The organism is Dysgonomonas sp. Shenzhen-Wh21, assembly GCF_043392705.1.
Lineage (GTDB): Bacteria > Bacteroidota > Bacteroidia > Bacteroidales > Dysgonomonadaceae > Dysgonomonas.
On the sequence record NZ_JAIXHZ010000207.1, the window covers coordinates 17,296 to 36,493 of the forward strand.

Below are 19,198 nucleotides of genomic sequence, written 5' to 3' on the forward strand. Positions count from 1 at the left end.
TTTTACTTGAAAAAGATTCTGATTATATCATTCCCATTTGCCACCACGAGCAAGAGCAATAAGAAAATCATACCTGCCATCTGAGCTCTTTCCATAAATTTCTCGTTCGGTTGTCGTCTTGTAATGACCTCATACAACAAGAACATGATATGGCCGCCATCCAGAGCGGGAATAGGCAATATATTCATAAATGCAAGAACGATAGATAGAAACGCAGTCATCGACCAGAAAGCATGCCAGTCCCAAGCAGGTGGGAAAAGGTTACCAATTCCGGCAAAGCCACTCAGATTTTGTACCCCTTTAGAAGAAAACACAAAACGCATCTGAGCAACGTAGCCTTTCAGCGTTTCCACACCAAGAACCGCACCTGATGGTATCGCTTTCAAGAAACTAAACTTATCTGTCTTAACTTCGTATATAGGACTTACACCACCTATCCCTATTTTATTTTCATCGTTTACTAAGACTTTCACTGTTGCGGTTAGTGAGTCTCGCATATAAGTGATTGCTATATGTTTTCCTTTATTTTCTTTTTTAGAGATTTCTCCCGAAAGCTGCATCCAAGATGTCACATTATTTCCGTTTACAGAAAGAATACTATCTCCTTTTTGTAAACCGGCCGCTTTAGCAGCATCGGATACTGTATCCAGACGTGTTGATGTCCAATAGTAATATGGCGGTTGCAGGTCTTCAGCACCAATAACATTTTCCGCAAATTTTTCGGGCATAGTCAAAGTCACCTGTTTGCCTTCGCGTTCTACAACAACCTGTTTCGCATCAAGGAACTGCATAAAGGTATTCATGTTCAACACGCCACTGCGGTTGTTCATATCCTTGCCATCTATGCTAAGAATGATATCACGTTCTTGGTATCCGCCCAATTCTTTTGCCGTCTGAGAAAATGTCATACCATTTTTCACCGACTTTACAGGGATGTAAGAGTCTCCCCACGAAAATAGGATTATTCCATATATGATTATTGCTAATATAAAGTTAAACAGCACTCCGCCAACCATCACCAATAGTCTCTGCCATGCCGGTTTGGAACGAAATTCCCAAGGCTGTGCAGGTTGCGCCATCTGTTCCTTGTCCATAGACTCATCTATCATTCCCGATATCTTCACATAGCCACCTAGTGGCAACCAACCGATACCATACTCTGTATCGCTGTTTTTGGGTTTAAATTTAAACAGCGAGAACCATGGATTGAAGAAAAGATAGAACTTTTCGACTCTTATTTTGAAAAGGCGGGCAAAAAGAAAGTGCCCGAACTCGTGTATAACAACAAGTATAGATAAACTTAATATTAGTTGTAACGCCTTAATTAAAATAGTTTCCATTAAAAATTATTATAGTGTTATTTGATAAACTCTTTTGCTATATAGCGAGCCTCTGTGTCTGTCTGCACATAGTCGTCATAGGTTGGTGTATGTACAAAAGATACCTTCTGCATTGTTTTTTCTATCACGTCACTCATTTCCAAAAAGCCGACTTTGTCGTGTAAAAATGCCTCAACAGCAATCTCATTCGCAGCATTCATTATACATGCCATATTTCCTTTGAGCCTTGCCGCCTCAAAAGCAAAAGCCAGATTACGGAATCTGTCTGTGTCGGGTTTTTCGAAAGTCATTGTTTGCAGCTTAAAGAAATCAAGCCTTTCAAAATTCGACTTTAACCGTTTGGGATAAGCAAGTGCATATTGTATCGGCAGATGCATATCCGGCAAGCCCAGCTGAGCGATAATAGACGCATCTTCGAACTGCACCATAGAATGGATGATTGATTGGGGATGTACCACCACTTCAATCTGGTCGGGTTCGACACCGAATAGCCATTTGGCTTCTATCATCTCCAAGCCTTTGTTCATCAATGAGGCTGAATCGATAGTTACCTTTGCACCCATATCCCAGTTGGGATGCTTTAGGGCTTCTTTTTTAGTAACGCTTTGCAGCTGCTCTTTCGAATGTTTACGAAATGGCCCACCCGAAGCAGTTAATAATATTTTTTCTATTTGAGAATTCTCCCCATTCAGGCACTGAAATATCGCAGAATGCTCCGAATCGACAGGGAGAATAGGTACTTTATTTTCTATAGCTAAGTTTGTAATTAGCTCTCCTGCAACAACGAGAGTCTCTTTGTTGGCAAGCGCAATCGCCTTTTTTGCTTTGATTGCATTTATCGTAGGTTTCAAGCCCGAATAGCCTACCATAGCCGTCAAAACCATATTGATAGGTTCGCTCTCCACCACTTGTGCGATAGCATCACATCCACACCAAACCTTTAGAGGAAGATCAGATAAAGCATCTTTTACGTACGCATATTTTTCCTCGTTGGCAATCACTACTACCTCGGGCATAAACTCGCGAGCCTGCGTGATTAGTAAATCTGCATTATTATTGGCTGTAAGTGCATATATCTCAAACTCGTCTTTGTGTTCCCTGATCACATCAAGAGCCTGTGTTCCTATAGAGCCGGTAGAGCCAAGTATTGCAATATTTCGTTTCATGTATATTCTATTTCTTTCTGGGCTTTTATTAAAAAGCTATATAATCTTCAGGGTTTACAGGGTTTCCTTTATACCAAAGCTCAAAACCGAGAACTAAATCAGCATTGTCTTTAGCCTTGCCATCACCGATAACGGCAATCGCTTCTCCGGTACGAACTTTATCCCCTACTTTTTTTAGAAGTAACGTATTGTTCTTATAAATTGAGACGAACCCATTTTTATGTTGAATTTGCATAGTATATCCTGTTGTAAAATCATAACCTGAGAAAACAACTGTACCTTCAAGTACTGCCAAAACAGTTTCCTGAGATGCTACTTTCAGATTAATACCATATCGGTCGTTTGACGGATTGAATTTACTAATTACCAATCCTTTCAATGGCTTAAAGAAAACGACACCTTCCATCGGCCCCGAAGCAGTAGGAGAGATAACGGATAAATTATACCGCTCTTTATCTTCATAGCGATCTACAAAAACTTTCTCTTTCTCTGTCCTTTTCAACAAAGGATCATTTTCCGAAACGGATATCGTATCGGTTATTTTCACAGAATCAACATCCAGAACGCCGGTAAAAACATTCTTCAGGTTATTGATATATGCCTCCTGATAGTTGAGTTGTTGCTGGAGCGAATCAACCCTGATAGCAGCTCTCAAAGCCTTTTCTCTGACTTCAGCATCGAGATATCCGGGCAGATAATATCGTATAGGTGTAGCGATAATAAGGAACGAGGTAATAGTAACCAGAGATATTGCAAATAACAAAAACAACACACCTCCTGAAAACATGGATGCCTTTATGCTCCATACTTCCTCAAGTGTATTTTCGTTCATTACAGAAAGACGGTACTTGAAATGTAACCGCTTCCATATATCATGTTTGTTCTTTTTCTTCTTAACCATTCATTTTTTTGATCACGCTACTACTGATGGTGCGCCTATACACTTTGTACACAAGACACACTATAGACCAAGCTACAAATTTAAGAAAAAAAGCGATATACCTTTACCTGAAGCCACACAAGATTAGGTCAAATAGTCCTTTTTTTAAATATTTAATTCAAAATGATTACAATCTTATTTTTTTTAGCTATTTTTGCAGCCTGCATTTTAGTGAAATAACGTGATTTTATTACATGCAGCTATAATAATTACATTTGTTATAAGTTTAATATGAGTCTATTAACTGATAAGTTGTATCGGTATGACGCAGCACGAAATACACGAGCTGCAGGTATTTACCCTTATTTTAGAGAAATCCAAAGCGACCAGGATACAGAAGTTGTTATCAACGGAAAAAAAGTATTGATGTTCGGGTCAAATGCCTATCTGGGGCTTACTAATCATCCAAAAGTAAAAGAAGCAGCAATCAATGCTACTAAAAAATACGGAACGGGCATGGCCGGTTCCCGTTTTTTGAATGGGACATTAGATATCCACGTAGAACTAGAAAAAAAGCTGGCTAAATTTGTTGGAAAAGAAGATGCTATCGTTTACTCCACAGGATTTAACGTAAACCAAGGTGTTATTTCATGTATCACCGGACGTGAAGATTATATCTTATGGGATGAATTGGATCACGCTTCTATCATAGAAGGTGCACGAGTATCTTATTCTACCAAACTTAAGTTCCGTCACAACGATATGGATTCTTTGGAAAAGCAACTTCAAAGATGTGAACCGGATAAGGTTAAACTAATCGTTATTGATGGTGTGTTCAGTATGGAAGGGGATGTGGCACATCTTCCTGAAATAATTGAATTAGCAAAAAAATACAATGCAAGTGTAATGGTTGACGAAGCTCACAGTCTAGGTGTGTTAGGAAGCAATTATAGTGGAAAAGGGCTTGTCGATCAATGTGGACTTGTCGATGATGTCGAACTCATTATGGGAACTTTCAGTAAATCGCTAGCTTCGATTGGCGGCTTCATTGCAGGTAACGAAATAATACTTGATTATCTACGTCACAATTCCCGTCCATACATCTTTACCGCGAGTGCTACTCCTGCTGCAACAGCTGCAGCCAGCGCAGCATTGGATATCATAATATCTGAACCGGAAAGAATAAAAGCATTGTGGGATATTACGCATTATGCATTAGATGGCTTCCGTGAGCGCGGATTTGAAATAGGGCACACATCTACACCTATTATTCCTCTATTTATCAGAGATAATGAGAAAACATTCCTGATTACAAAACTTCTTTTCGAAGAAGGCATATTTGTAAATCCTGTAGTATCTCCGGCTGTTGCGCCAAGCGATACTTTGATTCGTTTCTCTCTTATGGCTACACACACAAAAGAACAGGTAGACATTGCTTTTGAGAAAATAGAATCAATATTCAAAAAAATGGGAGTATTATTACATGCAAAAGCCTAAAAAAGGGTAGAGCAAAAGAATATACTTCAAATATAAAATAAGAAAACCCTCTGTCCGTTAAAAGATAGAGGGTTTTTCCTTTCTTCGAATATACTTATGAGAAAGTCTATCTTTTTAATAACCTTATTGGTTTTTACGGCCTCAATATTTGCACAAACCTATACAGTTTCGGGAGGGTTGGGAACACCTTACGCTTATAAAAAAGAATCAGGTCAAAGCCTTACCGGCACAGGAATAGAAGAAGTGTATCTATTCAACACTTTTGCAGGCGCTACAATAAAGTATAGTTCATCGTCTATTTCGGTCAGATTTTACAAATACAAACAATCTTTTGGAGATAAAACACAAATTCCGGACTCCGATATCTCAACAACATCGATCAACGGAAATTCTACATATACTGTATCAAATCTGGAAGATGGATACGGCTATTTTGCAGAAGACAATAATATTGCCAAAAGCACTGTTTGGATTATTGATTATAACCAACATAAATCAATACTAAGCTCCATCGAAGCCAGAGAAAATGATGATAAATGTCAATTTCTTAAATTACTAATTGGAAAAACAGAAGATAAACTATTCTTCTATACAACAAATGGAAGCAGAAGAGAAATCCCCCGAAGATATACTGTCAGCTACGACATTCAAGAATGGGACGAAAACAACAAGGCTTTTGTAAAAAACATAAGAACCTTAAATATAGATACTGAAGAAACGATAGATGCTCCTTTAATGAACACCATCTTCAACCTCAAAGGGGATCAATTTGCAGACTACTTCAAGATGCCACATGAGAAGAGTTCGCAAGAATACAATGCTATTGCTGTAGAAGGACATATTGTAGCAGAGCAAGAAGGAAAAAATAATGGGGAAATAGGAAGTTCCGCACCTGTCACAGTCAACTTATATGGACGGGGAAGTGATGCAGCTTATTTCTATACATGGAGTATATATAACAAGGAAGATACCGCAAACTATATTGTACGCTATACAGGTAGTGATGTAAAAAAGTACACCTTCGAAAAAGATGGTAATTATATCATAAAACTCGAAGTGGCTAATAATGCCGATCAGTCCGCAACTTGTGCTAATATAAGCACTTTAGAACTTAACATAGAAGAATCTGACATTCAAGCCCCTAACTTTTTTTCTCCGGGAGGGACTACAAATGCCGAATTTAAGGTTTACTACAAATCCATCGTGAAGTTTAAGTGTACCATTTTCAACCGTTGGGGAGTAAAAATATATCAATGGAACGACCCATCGAAAGGTTGGGATGGAAGACACAACGGAAAGTATGTATCCACCGGTGTTTACTATTACGTGATAGAGTATACCAACTCGAAAGGAAGACGCAAAAGTATGGGTGGAGACATAAATGTTTTACGCAGAAACTAGAATAGATAGCTCTCCATCCAAAGCCCATAGATACCAAGAATCTTTTTAGAATATACATACTACTTACTATCAGCTTTCACAAGAAATATCTCATCCTTTTGTCGAGAGTTCGGCCCTTTCTATCGATTATTATTTTCCGCTATATAATTTGTATATAATTTTGTTTCGAAAGATAAATCAAAAGAATCTCTATATATAAAAGTCAGAAAACCTGAAAATAAGAATAATACTAACAAAAGATAGGAATAAGTTAATAAGTTAAGTTCAGTAAGATTGAGGAATCAATCTAAAGATAAAAGTGGTCAGGGATGCCCGCTTTTATTTTTTATACTCTTATTAACTCTGTGTTTATCCCCATTTATTTTATCAAAAAACTAAAAATCTATACCTTTATCACAAATTCTTCTACTTAATATAATTCATGTCATGAAAAAAGGTATTCTTTTGATCTTTTGGTTATGTGCAATATCAACCTTTGCACAAAATTCTGTTAGTAACGAGTATAAAACGGATAAAGATATATCCTATATCAGTCCGAACGAAAAAGATAATTATCGAAAGGAGCGTTGTAAGCTTGACGTATATTATCCCGTAAATAAGAAAGATTTCCCTGTTGTTGTATGGTTTCACGGCGGAGGACTCGAAGGTGGAGAAAAAGGAATACCTAACGAACTAAAGAATAAAGGTATTGCTGTAGTAGCTGTTAACTACCGTCTGAGCCCGAAAGCAACAAATCCGGCTTATATCGAAGATGCTGCGGCATCCATTGCCTGGGTATTCAATAATATAGCATCTTACGGAGGCAGCACCAAAGATATTTATGTATCGGGACATTCGGCAGGAGGATATCTGACCCTGATGGTCGGTTTAGATAAAAGTTACCTTGAAAAATATGGAGTAGATGCCGATAAGATTAAAGGACTTATACCTATCAGCGGACAAACAAATACACATTTCACCATCCGAAAGGAAAGAGGCATACCATATAATATCCCAATTATTGACGAATACGCTCCTCTAAATAAGGCAAGAACCGGTATCCCTCCCACTTTACTAATTACAGGTGATCGTAAACTCGAGTTAACAGCCAGATACGAAGAAAACGCGCATTTAGAAGCTATTCTAAAATCGCTGAATAACAAAGATGTTGTATTATATGAGCTACAAGGATTCGATCATGGCAACGTATATGCTCCGGGATGTTATTTGATGCTGGACTGGATAAAGAAACACAGTAAATTATAATATAGTAAGTAAGCGATTAAAAGTGTTTTTCGTTATCAATTATTCTCTTTGTCATTCTAAAACTGACAAGGAAATAACGAAAAACACTTTTAATCTACTACAGGCAAACTTACTTTCCTCTCTTAAAGGTATATGAATGACCTTGTTGAGTTATTATATCATATTCGTAAACTTTATACAATAGAGGATATTGAGGATTTATTTCTTTCGATACCAACGGCTCTTTTATATCTGCTGTTTTATATAGCGGATTAGTATTCACGCCCCTTGCCTCCTGCAATCCATCACCTCTTAATGGCACATAAGAGCGAAGACGCATATTTCCGCCTAGTTTAGATGTAATTGTTACAGAAGATATCTCACCATCACTCCAATCCATCGATGAAATTTCGAAACCGCCACGAGCCATCAACCCTTTAACACTTCCGTTCTTCCACTTATCAGGCAAAGCCGGTAGTAAATGTATTGCTCCATCATGACTTTGCAGAAGCATCTCTGCTACCCCCGCAGTGAATCCAAAATTTCCATCTATCTGAAATGGCGGATGTGCATCAAATAGGTTCGGATAAGTACGTCCATCGTTATTACCCGGCTCTACCAAAGATAGCATATTCGAAATAATTTTATAGGCATGATTACCATCGAGCAGACGTGCCCAAAAATTAATTTTCCAACCTATCGACCAGCCTGTAGCCATATCTCCACGATAGAGAAGTGAGTTTTTTGCCGCCTGAAAAAGCGTTGGATGTGAATATGGCGAAATCTGATTGCTTGGGTACAACCCATACAAGTGAGAGACATGACGATGATCATTCTTCGGATCGTCCCAATCTCCCAACCATTCCTGCAATTGATTGTACTTTCCTATCTGCATAGGTGCAAGGCGAGAAATCATATCCTCGAGTTTTTGATTATATGCTTCATCACCTACGCCTAAGGTTTTAGATGCCTCCAGAGCATTGTTAAGCACATCAAATACAATTTGATTATCCATTGTAGATCCTGCGGTTATACTCGTATTTTTTCCAGGAGGGCCTTGTTCGGGAGAGGTAGACGGTGATGTTACCATCCATTTATATGTAGGATGTTCCACCAAAAAATCGAGAAAGAAATCTGCTGCACCTTTCAGCACAGGGTATGCTTCTTTTAAGAAGTTCTTGTCTCCTGTATATAAGTAATGTTGCCACATGTGCTGACTCAGCCATGCCCCTCCATTAGGCCACATACCATGAAATGCTCCGTCTACAGGACCTGTAGTACGCCAAAGGTCCGTATTATGATGTGCAACCCAGCCATTCGCATTGTACATTACCTTTGCAGTCTCTTGCCCTGTCACCGCCAACTCTTTTAACATCTGGAAAAGAGGTTGATGTGTTTCACTTAGATTGGTAACCTCTGCAGGCCAATAGTTCATCTCCGTATTGATGTTAATAGTGTATTTGCTATCCCAAGGCGGCACTAATTGGTCGTTCCATATTCCTTGCAAATTAGCAGGCTGCCCTCCCGGTTGGGATGAACTAATAAGTAGATAACGCCCAAACTGAAAAAGTAGGGTAACGAGACTTTGATCTTTTCCTTCTTTGAAGTTTCTAACTCTTACATCTGTTTCTTCTAGGACATTGTCCGATTTTCCCAAATCTAAGGATACGCGATCGAATTGCTTTTTATAGTATTTTATATGATCTGCTAACGCTTTGTCATAGGGCTTCGATAGTGCGTCTTTCAAAAAACCAGTAGCCTTAGCCGATTCATTGGCACTCACATCTTTATAGTTAACGAAATTAGTCGCTATAGAAATATAAACAATAACCGAGTTAGCTGCTTTTACAGAGAGTTTGTTATCGTCAACTCTTACTCTTCCTCCTTCAGCTTTTATTTGAGTTTGGTTTTCGAACCGAATCACGCCTTTTATACCTTCGTGTTCTGCCCCCATACCTTTGAGAATAAGCTTATCGCCCTTAGCTTGAACTTTATAATCTTTTACAGGAGAGTCATATCCTGCTGTGAAGCTAATACTATTCGGCTTATCAGCCGTAATTCTCATAATAATGACATTATCTGTAAAAGAAGAAAACACCTCACGGGTATAATTAATGCCATCTACCGTATATTTTGTTGTAGCTACTGCTGTAGCCAAGTCAAGTTGTCTTGAATAATTGGAATATTTATTATGTCCTGTAAAATCTAAATATAAGCTCCCTATTGTTTGATAGGGCATACCATTATGCGAAGTTCTCATATTTTTTTCCAACAAAGCCTCTGCTTCTTTTTCTTTTCCGGCAAAGATAAGAGAGCGCACCTCATCCAACACTTTTAACATATTAGGGCTATCATTTCTGTGAGGCCCTCCTCCCCACATCGTTTCCTCATTGAGCTGGAGCTGTTCTCTTGCAGTATTTCCAAAAACCATTGCACCCAACCGAGAATTTCCCAAAGGCAATGCTTCTACCCACTCCTTGGCCGGACGTTTATACCAAAGCTTAGTGTCTTCAGCTTTACAAAAAATAGTACTTAAAGTAAAAATTGATAAAAACAAAAGGTATTTCTTCATGATATTTACAAGTATTCATTCGATAACAAAGAAAAAGCTTATATATTAAAAATCAAATTAATCCATACTTAATATCTTATTAAAAAAAGGAGATTACTCAAATTTTACTGTTTTTGCATCAAAAAAGACTCAATTTTAATGTAATCATCGGTTAATATCGCATTTTAATTACATTTTAATACTCCTATTAACACCTAGCGACGTGTTTTTTTAATTGCCCTCACATTACTTTGCGATATAAAAATATCATAATCATTAATACCAATGAAGAATATCATAAAATCCGGAAATAAAATTATTTCGACATATATGTTAATAAACATTCTTTGAATAGAAAATACAAATCTTAATTCTTTATACGAATGGTATATGTTTACTTTGTAATCGAAATTAAATAAATGCCAACTTAAATTAAAACTTATCATGAAGCTTAGAAATGCATTCACCATTGTTTTTATTTCTATTTTATCAGCTTGCACAGCTAGTAACAACAGCGGTGTCAACAAGCAGCCGGTAGATTATGTAAACCCTTATATGGGAAACATCAGTCACCTACTGGTACCCACCTATCCTACCATTCATCTGCCCAACAGTATGCTTCGGGTTTACCCCGAACGTGCCGATTTTACAAGCGATATGATTAAAGGCTTGCCTCTGATTATTACTAGTCACAGAGGTAGTTCGGCCTTCAACCTGAGTCCTTATCAGGGAGATAAAGCCAAAATAAAACCTGTTATATCCTACAGCTACGATCGTGAAAAGATCACGCCGTACAGCTATGAGGTTGACTTGGACGATCAACAAACGCATATCCAATATGCACTTTCTCACCAATCCGCTATTTATCAGATAGACTATACTTTACCCAACACTCCTGCTTACCTGATACTCAATTCGCGTAACGGAGCGATAAGGACAGACGGAAATATAGTAAGCGGATACCAAAAACTGGCGAATAATACGAATGTATATATATATCTGGAAACAGAACAAAGCCCTGTACTTACAGGAGTATTGAAAGACAATACAATAAACGACAAAGAAAAAAGAGCAGAAGGCAACAATGCCTGTGTCGTATTATATTATGGAGATAATGCACAAACTTTGCGCTTACGCTACGGGGTATCTTTCATCAGCGAAGAACAGGCAAAAGAGAACCTACGCAAAGAACAAAAAGACTATGAAGTGAAACAATTGGCTGATAAAGGCCGCAAAATATGGAATGACGCTTTAGGCAAAATCAAGGTTAATGGAGACAATGATACTGACAAAACGGTATTCTATACTTCTCTCTACCGTTGTTATGAACGTCCGGTATGCATCAGCGAAGGCGGTCGCTACTTCAGCGCTTTCGACGGGAAAGTACATGAAGACGCGGGTAAACCGTTCTTTACTGACGACTGGATCTGGGATACATATCGTGCGACTCATCCTTTGCGTGTAATGATCGATGCTGAGGAAGAAGTGAATATCATTAATTCATACTTGTTGATGGCCGAACAAATGGGCAACAACTGGATGCCTACCTTCCCTGAGATTACAGGTGATTCTCGCCGGATGAACTCCAATCATGCCGTAGCAACAGTTATCGACGGCTATGCAAAAGGACTAAAAGGTTTTGATTTGGAAAAGGCATATATCGCATGTAAAAAAGGAATAGAAGAAAAAACACTTATTCCATGGTCGGGAGCTCCTGCCGGATGGTTAGACGAGTTTTATAAAGAAAAAGGATATATTCCGGCGTTATATCCGGGCGAAAAAGAAACAGTAGCGAATGTTAGTCCCTTCGAAAAAAGACAACCAATAGCCGTAACGCTTGGCACTGCATACGATCAATGGTGCTTGTCGCAAATAGCCAAAGCCTTGGGAAAAGAAGATGAAGCAAAGTATTATCTGAAGAGTTCTTACAACTATAGAAATGTCTATAATGCAGAAACAGGCTTTTTCCACCCGAAAGATAAAGAAGGGAAATTTATAGAACCGTTCGACTACCGCTTCTCGGGAGGCATGGGTGCACGGGACTATTACGGAGAAAATAACGGCTGGATTTATCGTTGGGATGTACCTCATAATGTGAATGACCTTGTAAGTCTGATGGGAGGAAATGAACAATTCATAAAAAATCTGGATCAAACTTTTAACGAACCTCTTGGACGTGGCAAATACGAATTTTATGCACAATTGCCCGATCATACAGGCAATGTAGGACAATTCTCTATGGCCAACGAACCAAGCCTTCATATTCCTTATCTGTACAATTATGCCGGACAGCCGTGGAAAACGCAGAAACGTATTCATACTTTATTGAAGCAGTGGTTTAGAAACGACCTGATGGGCGTTCCCGGCGATGAAGACGGAGGAGGAACATCTTCCTTTGTAGTATTCTCTATGTTGGGATTCTATCCAGTTACTCCGGGTATGCCTGTATACAATATTGGAAGTCCTATGTTTTCTCAAGCGAGTATAACATTGAGTAATGGAAAAGTATTTGAAATAGTAGCTCAAAACTATTCTGATGACAACAAGTATATCCAGTCAGCCACATTGAACGGAAAAGAATGGAACAAACCTTGGTTCAATCACTCGGATATAGAAAATGGCGGCAAGCTTGTATTAATAATGGGAAATAAAGCAAATAAAGCATGGGGAGCAAACGATGTACCTCCTTCAGCAGAAAAGCTATAAAAATAAAAGAGTCTTCTCTTTGTTATGCTTTACATTGTTTCGCATAACAAAGAGAAGATAAAATCTATATAATTATGAAAAAAACATTCATTTCACTTTTTATCCTTTTTATCTGCAGTCAACTTGCAGCACAAAATTATCAGCGTACATCTCATGGCATCAAGGCTAATATAAATTCAACAAGCATTGAAATTCAATTTTTTAATTCTAAAATTATAAGGATTTTAAAATATCCACAAGGAGAAGTGCCAGAAAAAAAAAGCCTCTCAGTGATTAAAGAACCTGAAAACACAAATTTTCAAATACAAGAATATAACAATGTGATAACATTAATTTCATCAGATATTATTGTTACACTTAATCTCAAGACCGGAGATGTATTATTTAATGGTACTGACACGAGACCTTTTATTGCTGAGAAGAATAGTTCCTCGGTATTCACACCTAAGAACTACGAGAGTGGTAAATCGTACGAAGTACAGCAGACATTTCTATTGGATAAACAAGAGGCCATCTACGGGTTAGGACAGCATCAGCAAGGACACATAAACCAACGTGGACAAGAAGTAGAACTTCGCCAAAGAAATACGGAAATAGCAATACCGATTATTCATTCGGTAAAAGGATATGCCATTTTCTGGGATAATTACTCCCCTACAATGTATAAAGATTCGGATGAGGGATTGTCTTTCACTTCAACATCAGGCAAATGTATAGATTACTATTTTATGTACGGAGAAAATGCTGACGGTGTAATCGCACAGATACGAGAACTGACAGGACAAGCCCCAATGTTTCCGTTATGGACATACGGATTTTGGCAAAGTCGTGAACGATATACATCGCAAGATGAATTATTGGATGTAGTAAAGAAATACCGCAGTCTAAACATACCTCTTGACGGTATTGTGCAAGACTGGCAATACTGGAGCACTGACAACAAGCAGTGGAACGCTGTAGAATTTGGAAATCCGACTTTCCCTAATCCTCAGAAAATGATAGACGATGTGCACAAAATGAATGCACATATAGCCATCTCTGTTTGGCCATCGTTTGGTCCGAATACAAATATCCATAAAGAACTGAAAAGCAAGAAACTCTTATTTAATTTCGATACATTTCCTCAAGACAATGGAGTAAAGGTATATGACGCTTTTAATCCCGAAGGTCGCCGAGTGTATTGGGATTTCATGAATAAAAATATATTCTCTATCGGCATGGACGGTTGGTGGCTGGATGCCACAGAGCCAGAATACAATGTGAGTGAAAAATCTTTTAATGAGACTACACATCTTGGGCCATACAGAGACGTAGCAAATGCTTATCCACTGGCATCTGTTGGTGGTGTGTACGACAACCAACGCAAGACGACGTCTGAAAAGCGCGTATATATACTTACCCGGTCAGCCTTTGCAGGACAGCAACGCTATGGAGCCAACTCTTGGTCGGGAGATATCGATTCACGTTGGCATGTGCTTCGCAATCAAATTTCGGCAGGCCTAAATTTCTCTCTTTGCGGAATTCCTTTCTGGAACACAGACATAGGAGGTTTCTGGGCAGGGCGTGTCTATCCTAAAGGGGTTGAAGATAGAGCATTCCATGAATTATATGTGCGTTGGATGCAGTTTGCTACATTTACGCCGATGATGCGTTCGCATGGAACAAATACTCCCCGAGAGATATATTTGTTTGGCAAAAAAGGAGATTGGGCTTATGATACTCAGGAGAAATATATCAATCTTCGATATAGCCTCTTGCCATATATGTATTCTATCGGACATGACATTACAGCAAATGCAGGCTCTATGATGAGGGCTTTAAGCATGGATTTTGCGAAGGACAAAGAAGTACATAATATAGACAATCAGTTTATGTTTGGCAAGTCAATACTAGTTGCCCCTGTAACAGATTCTATGTATGTGGATCGTATAAATGGCAATGTTGTAGAAAATTTCAATGCAGTAAAATCTCAAAAAGTATATTTGCCGGAAGGTGTCGACTGGTATGATTTCTGGACAGGAGAAAAGCTTAACGGAGGACAGGAAGTCAGCAAAGCAGTACCAATAGATATTATTCCACTATATATAAAAGCTGGTACGATACTCCCTTGGGGCCCGAAGGTACAATATGCAGAGGAAAAGAAATGGGACAACCTTACCTTGTTTATTTACCCCGGAAAAGATACTGAATTTGTATTGTATGAAGATGAGAACAACAACTATAATTACGAAAAAGGTATCTACTCAACAATTACAATGAAATGGAATGACAAAAGTAAAACATTGACTATAGGAAAGAGGCGAGGTGAATTTCCAGGCATGTTGAAATCCAGATCTTTTAATATTACAGTAATAAAAGAAGGAAAAAGTATAAATACTACTTCGCAACCCGATAAACAAATAGTGTATCAAGGGGAAGAAATGAACATTAAGCTCTAGTATCAAGAAAGATTTAAGAAAGTGTGACTTGCACTGTCAATTTTCATTTTAGGATGTTCAATATAACAAGAAATAAATACACAGGATGAAATATATATTAATACTTCTTCTTTTCATCTCTCAGATAATAGTTAATGCTCAAACAAAAGTAGTCTGCGTGGGAGCCAGCATTACCGAAGGGGCATTGACTACAGATCCTAAAAAGGATTCGTATCCGGCACAGTTCGCACACCTTTTAGGTAATAATTACGAAGTGATCAATTGTGGAGTAAGTGGTTGCACTATGCTTCGCAACGGAGATCATCCCTATTGGAGTACCGAAGCCTATAAGAAAGCTTTAAATAGCAATCCCGACATCGTGTTTATAGACTTAGGAGGAAATGACGCCAAAGCTATTAATCGGGTTTACATAAATGAATTTGTAAAGGATTGTAGCGATATGGTAAAGTCCTTTAAAAGTCTGCAATCAAATCCTCGAATTATACTGATGCTACCATTTGTATCTTTCGAAACAGACTCTAATCAGATATGGGATCCCGTTATTGTGAACGATATTATTCCAATTATTCAACAAGTGGCATATAATGAAGAAGTAGAAGTATTGGATATGCATTCGTTATTAATAAACAGACCTGATTTATTTCCTGACAAGATACATCCCAATGACGAAGGCTCGAGAATTATTGCTAGTAGACTATATGAGCAGATTACATTGAAAACAGATAAATCTTTTGATGTCCTAAAAAAAACAAAAACAGCTTATACTATAAGCAATTTCAAAGGATACACATGTGCCGATTTCAAATTGAGGCATCGTGAATGTAAGATTGTTAAACCTAAAACCACAGCTCAGGGAAAACCTTGGATATGGCGCGCCCGCTTCTGGGCACACGAACCACAAACCGATATAGCTCTACTCGAAAGGGGCTATCATCTAGTATACTGTGATGTTGCCGAACTGATGGGAAATAGCGAGACACTTTCTATATGGGGTGAATTCTACAAACTGTTAACCAATGCAGGTTTATCAAAAAAAAGTACAATGGAAGGTATGAGTCGTGGTGCAATGTATTCTTTTTGCTGGGTAGCCGCTAATCCGGATAAAGTTAGTTGCATATACGTAGATAATCCTTTGCTCGATTGTCGCTATTTGGCAGATAGAGCAGATAATCTAGGTGAAATCACAGAAAACTTCATGAAGGCTTATAATCTAAAAACGAGAAACGATATCCGCAACTTTAAAGGAAGTCCGACGGATAAAATACAGGAAATAGTAAATGGAAGATACCCAATACTTATACTTTGTGCCGATCAGGATGAAGCCGTACCACCAAGTCAGACGATCGAATTTGAAAGAAAAATCAAACAAGAAGGTGGAGATATTACCGTGATGATGAAGCATGGCTTCAAACATCACCCACATAGTCTTTCTAATCCTGCCCCCATTGTTGACTTCATACTAAAAGCAAATAGAAAATAAATAAGTCGTAAATAATTTATAACACTAACCTAAATGAAAAAAGGTATCTTCACCGTATACATCGCTGTATTTTCTCTGTTATCCTGCAATAGCTATAGTCAGAAAAATCCGTTTATAAAACACATGTATGCGGCCGACCCTTCGGCTCGGGTATGGAATGATGGGCGTCTGTATGTATATGCATCGCATGATATGGCCCCGCCTCAAGGGTGCGACCTGATGGATCAATATCATGTATTCTCTACAGATGATATGGTAAACTGGGTAGATCATGGCGAAATACTTCGCTCTACTCAAGTATCCTGGGGTAGACCTGAAGGTGGTTTTATGTGGGCTCCCGATTGTGTTTATAAAGATGGAACATATTATTTCTATTTTCCGCACCCTAGCGAATCAGATTGGAATAAAAGTTGGAAAATTGGAGTTGCCACGAGTAAGTATCCTGCAAAAGATTTTGTAGTGCAAGGATATGTGAAGGGAATGGAGGCTTACATCGACCCTAATGTGTTTATAGATGATGACGGGCAAGCATACATATACCAAGGTGGCGGTGGCGTTTGCCTTGGAGGTAAGCTCAAAGATAATATGATGGAAGTTGATGGCAGCCTTCAGAAAATGGAAGGTCTTTATGATTTCCACGAAGCGGCATGGGTACACAAGCGTAATGGTATTTATTATCTATCTTATTCAGACAACCACGATAACAATTGGAATGACGGCGTAAAAGGGGATAATCGTATGCGTTATGCAACCAGCAATAGCCCACTAGGACCTTGGAAGTCTCAAGGTATTTATATGGAACCAACAAACAGCTATACCAATCACGGATCGATAGTGGAATACAAAGGTCAATGGTATTCTTTTTACCATGATAGTTCCTTATCTGAGAAAAACGGAGAGTTTAATGATTGGCTACGATCGGTATGTGTAGATAAACTTTACTACAATGCTGATGGGACAATACAAATAGTAAAGCAAACAAAGTAATTGATACGAAGTACAACAAACATTTCTATTGGATATATAAAACAAGAATATATTCTCTATCAGCATTAGCAATTGGCAACTGAATAATATAAAGCCTGAATATAAGGCAATTGAACTTTTAGATTAAACAGTTTTTGCCTTTTAATTGTTTTATTATAGAAACACTAAAATTGTTAACTATGAACTCAAAACAATCATTAATTTTACTGGCTATACTTGTTTTACAATTACAAGCGTCAATAAATGCTTGTACAGGTATCACATTAAAAAGTAGCGATGGAAGTGTCGTTGCCGCACGTACTATTGAATGGGCTGAAAGTGTTATGAATACAATGTATGTGGTTGTTCCTCGTCATCAGGAACTTCAGTCGCTTACACCTTCCGGAATCGATGGAATGAAATTTACTAGTAAATACGGATTTATAGGTTTGTCGGTAGAACAAAAGGAGTTTATGGTGGAAGGTGTCAATGAAAAAGGTCTGTCTGCCGGACTCTTTTATTTCCCTAATTATGGAAAATACCCCTCTTATGATCCATCCCAAAAAGAAAGAAGCTTAGCGGATTTCCAATTAGTATCTTATGTACTAGGTGAGTGTGAAACCGTAGATGAAGTTAAAGAAAAACTAAAAAATATACGTGTTACGAATATTGATCCTCGTTCTTCCACTGTACATTGGCGATTCACTGAACCATCGGGGCGTCAGATCGTACTTGAGATAGTAGATGAAATCATGCATTTTTATGATAACCCTTTGGGAGTATTGACCAATTCACCCGGCTTAGAATGGCACTGGACAAACTTGAATAATTATATAAATTTACAACCCGGCACACCTCCAGGACATAATTTTGGCCCTTTGCAAACGAAGTCGCTCGGGCATGGAACCGGTTTGTTAGGACTTCCGGGAGATTTTACTCCTCCATCTCGATTTGTTCGTGCTACGTTTTTCCAATTGACAGCTCCACAACAACAGTCTGCACAGGAAAGTGTTTTCCAGGCATTTCATATTTTGAATAATTTCGATATTCCAACAGGTACAGAACAACTATGGGGAAAAGCATCAGCTGATGTACCAAGTGCTACTCAGTTTACAGTGGCCACAGATACACAAAATTGTATCATCTATTATCGAACTATGTACAATAGTAATATCCGTTGCATCAACCTAAAGACTATTGATTTTGAAAATGTAAAATATCACAGCATGCCTTTGGATAGCATGAAGAAGCAACCTGTGGAATCGGTGAATATAAAATCATAAATATTCATTAAGTATAAGTGTCGTTGTACTTATTCAAATAAGCAAAAATGCTTGTAAAATTGAAATCTTAATTTCTATATTCTAATAAAGAGACAGTTTAGAAATTATTTCTTTTTCTCTCCACAAAATTGTCTTGTGGTTTTACGGCTCAAGTCTAAAAGTCGGTTGATAACTTCTCAAAATTTCTATCTTTGTAAAAAAAGATTGGATTCAACAGAAGTTTTACGGGCCTTTTTACCCGATTGGCTATTCGATTATTTTGATAT

12 protein-coding genes are annotated in these 19,198 nt (G+C 38.1%); 8 read left to right on the top strand and 4 right to left on the bottom strand.

What is annotated here, in order from left to right:
- Positions 1-2: 2 nt before the first annotated feature.
- From rseP to LDB17_RS14015, 3 genes are read right to left on the bottom strand one after another with little or no spacing between them, the layout of a single operon-like run.
- A complete protein-coding gene (gene rseP / locus LDB17_RS14005; protein ID WP_252638312.1) occupies positions 3-1,340 on the bottom strand; it encodes an RIP metalloprotease RseP in 1,338 nt (445 codons plus the stop codon).
- Positions 1,341-1,357: 17 nt separating this feature from the next.
- On the bottom strand, positions 1,358-2,506 hold the full coding sequence (locus LDB17_RS14010; protein ID WP_252638313.1) for a 1-deoxy-D-xylulose-5-phosphate reductoisomerase: 1,149 nt from the start codon (positions 2,504-2,506) through the stop codon (positions 1,358-1,360).
- Between the two features lie 28 nt (positions 2,507-2,534).
- Complete coding sequence (locus tag LDB17_RS14015; protein ID WP_135103411.1) at positions 2,535-3,407, bottom strand: murein hydrolase activator EnvC; 873 nt, start codon at positions 3,405-3,407, stop codon at positions 2,535-2,537.
- Positions 3,408-3,677: 270 nt separating this feature from the next.
- Here LDB17_RS14015 and LDB17_RS14020 point away from each other — a divergent pair, with 270 nt between their 5' ends.
- The 3 genes from LDB17_RS14020 to LDB17_RS14030 all read left to right on the top strand — a co-directional run bounded on the left by LDB17_RS14020 (position 3,678) and on the right by LDB17_RS14030 (position 7,529).
- A complete protein-coding gene (locus LDB17_RS14020; RefSeq protein WP_252638314.1) occupies positions 3,678-4,883 on the top strand; it encodes a serine palmitoyltransferase in 1,206 nt (401 codons plus the stop codon).
- Between the two features lie 96 nt (positions 4,884-4,979).
- A complete protein-coding gene (locus LDB17_RS14025; RefSeq protein ID WP_252638315.1) occupies positions 4,980-6,284 on the top strand; it encodes a gliding motility-associated C-terminal domain-containing protein in 1,305 nt (434 codons plus the stop codon).
- A gap of 426 nt (positions 6,285-6,710) precedes the next feature.
- Positions 6,711-7,529: an alpha/beta hydrolase gene (locus tag LDB17_RS14030; RefSeq protein WP_252638316.1), complete on the top strand. Its 819-nt coding sequence runs from the start codon at positions 6,711-6,713 to the stop codon at positions 7,527-7,529.
- Between the two features lie 109 nt (positions 7,530-7,638).
- On the opposite strand, the gene LDB17_RS14035 is transcribed toward LDB17_RS14030, so the two are convergent.
- A complete protein-coding gene (locus LDB17_RS14035) occupies positions 7,639-10,080 on the bottom strand; it encodes a glycoside hydrolase N-terminal domain-containing protein (RefSeq protein WP_252638317.1) in 2,442 nt (813 codons plus the stop codon).
- Positions 10,081-10,503: 423 nt separating this feature from the next.
- On the opposite strand from LDB17_RS14035, the gene LDB17_RS14040 reads away from it, so the two are divergent.
- The 5 genes from LDB17_RS14040 (at position 10,504) to LDB17_RS14060 (ending at position 18,932) form a co-directional block, all read left to right on the top strand.
- Positions 10,504-12,765 (top strand): GH92 family glycosyl hydrolase, encoded by a 2,262-nt coding sequence (locus LDB17_RS14040; protein ID WP_393925099.1) that lies wholly within the window; start codon positions 10,504-10,506, stop codon positions 12,763-12,765.
- A 74-nt stretch (positions 12,766-12,839) separates the two neighbouring features.
- Entirely contained in the window at positions 12,840-15,203 is a 2,364-nt protein-coding gene (locus LDB17_RS14045) for a TIM-barrel domain-containing protein (RefSeq protein WP_252638319.1), read from the top strand.
- Between the two features lie 85 nt (positions 15,204-15,288).
- Positions 15,289-16,683 (top strand): GDSL-type esterase/lipase family protein, encoded by a 1,395-nt coding sequence (locus LDB17_RS14050; protein WP_252638320.1) that lies wholly within the window; start codon positions 15,289-15,291, stop codon positions 16,681-16,683.
- Positions 16,684-16,716: 33 nt separating this feature from the next.
- Positions 16,717-17,670, top strand: a complete 954-nt coding sequence (locus LDB17_RS14055; protein WP_252638321.1) for a family 43 glycosylhydrolase — start codon at positions 16,717-16,719, stop codon at positions 17,668-17,670.
- Positions 17,671-17,849: 179 nt separating this feature from the next.
- Positions 17,850-18,932, top strand: a complete 1,083-nt coding sequence (locus tag LDB17_RS14060; RefSeq protein ID WP_252638322.1) for a linear amide C-N hydrolase — start codon at positions 17,850-17,852, stop codon at positions 18,930-18,932.
- Positions 18,933-19,198 lie beyond the last annotated feature (266 nt).